The following is a 4563-nucleotide window of genomic DNA, read 5'->3' as shown; positions in this document are numbered from 1 at the left end:
CCCCGCCGCGCGGCAAGGAGATATATTGCCAGAGTCTCAGCTGTGTGGAGAGGTCAATTCGTCTCACCACATTCTCTCCACAATTAACTGAATTTCAGCCTGCTTTCCTACTATATATAGTGTTTTTACAACGCTTATCTACTATTTCATACCGCTCGCCGAAGCCGAACGCCATTCTCACTGCATTCCGCTATCGAGCGCCTCGCCGCGCGCGATCTCGCAACCCGCTTCGAGGAGGCGGTCGCGTTCCTGCACCGTCGGCGCCTCGGCATAGACGCGCACCACCGGATCCATACGGCTTGGACGCAGAAGCACCCATGACTCATCGTCAAACTCGAGCCTCAGTCCATCCATATGGCTCACCGCAACCGGCTCTCTGCCGGCAACGGTGTGCGGATTCAGACCCGGAAGCATCGTCCTGAAGATCTCGCTGACTTCGTTTTCAACCCGCAAATCGCGCACCGCATAGGCCATAGCGCCATATTCACGTTCCACCTCATCTACGAGCTGCGCAAGCGTTTTGTCCGTCTTTGCCATGAGTTCGCACAGAATCAGTGCTACATGCAGGCCGTCACGCTCGATCATATGCGAGGGAATACAGATGCCCGTCCGTCCCTCCACGCCCAAGAGCACGTCGCCTTTGAGCGCTTCTTTATATATATGCTCAAAGCCCGTCGGCTTCATCACCACGCGGCATCCGAGAGCTTTCGCCACGCGGCGCGTAAGCGCGGATGCAGAGACTCCCAAAACGACGCGTCCCTTCTCGCCGCGATACTCGACAAGATGCTTCAACACGAGCGTTGCAATCATGCGTGGACTCACATAGCGACCGCGCTCGTCGACTGCGCTCATGCGATCCGCATCGCTGTCTGTGATAAAGCCCGCGCACGCCCCGGTCTCCACGACGGCGCGCTCGCAATCGTCCACCCATGGCTCAACGGGCTCTGGATGGAGGTCGATGGCGTCGTCGTCGAACTCACCGTGGATCTCGGTGACATCGATACCCAAGGCACTCATGACCATGGGAAGATGCAGCCGACCGGCGCCATACAGGGGATCATAGAGGACGGAAAGCCCTGCGTGCGCGATCGCGTCCCCGTCAACCGATGCATACAGATTGTCCAGATAGGACGTTGCGATGTCCGTACGCTGGATGCCGCCGAACACTGAAGCCGGTTCGGGCTCGATGAGAAGCTCGAGCTCATCGGAGACCTCGCGCGTCGGCGAGACACCGTCGGCGGTGTAGATGCGCACGCCCACATAGTCGTAGGGACGCTGCGAACCGGTCACCATAAGTCCGCCGCACGCGCGCTGGTCGTTCGCAATCGTCCAGGCAAGCGCCGGCACCGGCGTAAAACGATCGGCGACCTTGGCAACCAAGCCGTGCCCTGCGAGGATCCTGCCCGCGAGGCATGCCAAGCGCTCCGCATCCGGGCGCGTGTCGAATGCGACATATACAATCGCCCCCGGCGAGGCCTGCGCCCAGAACGTTCCGGCTGCATCGGCGATGCGCGCAAGGTCATCGTCGACAGCGTCGTCGTCGACGCGCGCGCACCAACCATCGGCGGATAGATGGATCATCGAGCTCATCGAGTATGCACTCCCTGCTTGGTATCATAGTTAGCGCGGCCGACGCACGAGCTTTGCATCTTCTCGAACGCAAGCCGCATCATCTGTATACCCAAGACGCGCGGATGCCGAGCACAGCACAGCGCTTCCATGGAGAAACGAAGTATCGGCGAGCGACTAGGAGAGGGCGTCGGACATAGCGGCCGTGGTGGCAGGCGTACCGCCGCAGCAGCAGCCAACGAGGTTCGCACCGATAGCTCGCCAGCGCACGCATTGGCGTGCAAACAAGGAGTCGCGATCCGGCCAGGCGATCGAACCGTCCTCGGTCATGAACGGATCGCCCGCGTTCGGGCGCACGGAAACGGGCGTGCGTGCCGCCTTCCTCAAACGTGGCAGTACCTCATCGGCCGCTTCGAGAGAACAGCAGTTCACGCCCACCGAAGCTACGCCGCGCTTTTCGGCATGCACCACAGCTCCCTCTATGGTTAAACCATCGCCCATGAGGCAGCCCTGATCGTCCACGGCGAAGCTTACGAACACCGGCATGCCGTCGGCGACATCCATGGTGCCTGCAAGCGCGGGATCGAGCTCGCGAATCGAAGAGAAGGTCTCGAGCATGACGGCCGCAACGCCCGCCTCGAAGAGCGCGCTCGCCTGCTCTCGGTACGCCGCACGCGCAGCGCGGTACTCTGGGGAGTCTTCTCGACTCCACTCGATGCCGCACGGCCCCATCGACCCGACGACAAAGACGCGCCCCGCCTTACGCGCACTGTCGACAGCGGCGCGATTGACTTCTTCCATGGAACGCGCGATACCGCCGCGCTCAAGCGCGGGCGCCGACGCCTGAAAGGTGTTCGTGAGAAGCACCTGCGCTCCAGCGGCTACATACAGTTGATGCAGTCGTTGCACCGTCTGCGGCTCCGCGAGGTTCCAGAAGGCGGGCGGGATGTCCGCCGCATCTGGCTCGCTCATGAGCAACGAGCCCATGGGGCCTTGCATGAGAAGCGTCTCGCACTCGAGATCCGCCAGCAGCTCCTGCGCGTCGACTCTGTTGTAGTAATCAAAGCGAAGCATGCGAGAACCCGTCTCCAGGCTGCTAGGCACCGAGTGCGACGCCTTGACGCTCAAGATATTCAAGCCACCGAGCCATGGTGTCCTCGGAAAGCGCATGCTCCATCATGCATGCCTCCGCATCGGCGCGGTCGTAGTCCACGCCGAGCTCGCGGGTGAGGAACGTGCGGAGCAGGCGATGTCGATACCAGACAGCGGTGCCAATCTCGCGTCCCCGGTCGGTGAGCAGAATCTTTCCGTAATGGGATTGTTCAACCAGCCCCTGCGCCTTCAAAGCAGCGACCGCCTTGTTGACCGATGCCTTCGAGACGTTCAGACGCGAAGCGACGTCGACGGAGCGCACGCCTTCCACAGCCTGCTCCTCCTCTTCGATCCGAACGAGACACTCAAGGTAGTCCTCGTTCGACATCGTAAGATGCAGCTCGCGCGACTCCTCGGTTGTTTCCATCTGTCCAGCCTCCAAACTCCATGGTATGCAGCTGATTCTACCCTAACGCGCTCCCAAGCATCCCAACAGAAGCGCCAGCGTGCAACAAGGCGTGCTAGAGTAAAGGCCGTGAGGCGCAATCGCATCATCCAAGCAAAGGAGTCATCATGGCTGAACAGCGCGAACAATCCGATGTCCTCGAGCGCTTCCTGCGCTATGTGCAGGTCGACACGCCCTCGAGCGATGCGCATGCCAACGAGACGCCCTCGAGCGAGGTCCAGTTCGATCTCGCCCGCATGCTCGCCGACGAACTGCGCAGCCTTGGCGCCCAAGACGTCGCGGTATCCGATCATGCCTATGTGACGGCGCATGTCCCCGCAAGCGCGGGCGCCGAGGACAAGCCGGCGCTCGGACTCATCGCCCACCTCGACACCACCGAAGTCGTCTCGAGCTTCGGGGTGAAGCCACATATCGTGCGTTACGAGGGGGGCGACCTCGTGAGCGGCGAGGTTAACGGCGCGCCGGTCTCCATCGCGCCCGATAAGCTGCCCGCTCTCGACGGCCTCGTGGGCGAGGACTTGGTTTGCTCCGACGGCTCGACCTTGCTCGGTGCCGACGACAAAGCGGGCGTCGCCGAGATCATGGCGCTCGTCGCCCGGCTCTTGGAGCACCCCGAGCTGCCGCACCCGCGCCTGGGCATCTGCTTCTGCCCGGATGAGGAGATCGGGCACGGCGCGTCGCTGCTCGATATCGAAGATTTCGAGTGCACGTATGCCTATACCGTCGACGGTGGCGCGATCGGCGAGCTGGAGTGGGAGTGCTTCAACGCCTGCGAGGTCACGGCCACGTTCCGCGGATACTCCATCCATCCGGGCGATGCGAAGGGCCGCATGGTCAACGCGTCCAACCTCTTCTGCGATTTCCACGCGATGCTGCCCGCGGCGATGCGCCCTGAGTACACTGAGGGATATGAGGGCTTCATCCACCTGCTGAGCGTTTCTTCGACCTGCGAGCACGCGTGCGCCCGCTATATCGTGCGCGATCACGATAGCGCGCTTTTCGAGGCGAAGATCGCGCTCATGGAGCGTGCTGCGACGTTCTTGAACGAATCGCTCGGCGAGGAGCGTGTGAGCCTGGATATTCACCAGGAATACCGCAACATGGCCGAGATGGTTGCCAGCTACCCACAGCTCATCGAGAGCGCGAAAGAAGCGTTCGAGGCGGCAGGCATCGAGCCGCGCGTGCTGCCGATTCGTGGCGGCACCGATGGTGCGCAGCTTTCGTTCAGGGGTTTGCCCTGCCCCAACCTCTCGACGGGCGGCTACGCGTTCCACGGCGTGAACGAGTTCATCCCGGTCTCATCGCTCGAGAAGATGGTGGATGTGCTTCAGGAGCTCGTCGCGCGCTTCGCCTAGAAATCGGATGGCTCTAACTGGGGCGAGATGCGAAATAACCCCAAGGGTTCATTCGCATCTCGCCCCGCGCGCAGTGGCTAA

General features: G+C 61.9%; 4 protein-coding genes. 1 reads left to right on the top strand and 3 read right to left on the bottom strand.

The genetic code is table 11. The features are described from left to right. Positions 1 to 177: 177 nt before the first annotated feature. From QZ079_RS08190 to QZ079_RS08180, 3 genes are all read right to left on the bottom strand, one after another. Complete coding sequence (locus tag QZ079_RS08190) at positions 178 to 1590, bottom strand: phosphoglucomutase/phosphomannomutase family protein (RefSeq protein ID WP_297037373.1); 1413 nt, start codon at positions 1588 to 1590, stop codon at positions 178 to 180. 156 nt (positions 1591 to 1746) lie between these two features. Then, entirely contained in the window at positions 1747 to 2643 is an 897-nt protein-coding gene (locus QZ079_RS08185; RefSeq protein ID WP_297037372.1) for a homocysteine S-methyltransferase family protein, read from the bottom strand. A 22-nt stretch (positions 2644 to 2665) separates the two neighbouring features. Beyond that, positions 2666 to 3088, bottom strand: coding sequence for a metal-dependent transcriptional regulator (locus tag QZ079_RS08180; RefSeq protein ID WP_297037370.1), 423 nt, complete (start codon positions 3086 to 3088; stop codon positions 2666 to 2668). A gap of 146 nt (positions 3089 to 3234) precedes the next feature. Between QZ079_RS08180 and pepT the strand changes: the two genes are divergently transcribed. After that, positions 3235 to 4482 (top strand): peptidase T, encoded by a 1248-nt coding sequence (gene pepT / locus QZ079_RS08175; RefSeq protein WP_297037368.1) that lies wholly within the window; start codon positions 3235 to 3237, stop codon positions 4480 to 4482. Positions 4483 to 4563 lie beyond the last annotated feature (81 nt).

It is taken from the genome of uncultured Enorma sp., from assembly GCA_905210055.1.
In the GTDB taxonomy this organism is placed as follows: domain Bacteria; phylum Actinomycetota; class Coriobacteriia; order Coriobacteriales; family Coriobacteriaceae; genus Enorma.
The sequence above is the reverse complement of the archived record's forward strand: the minus strand, read 5'-3'. Positions and strand labels throughout refer to the sequence as shown.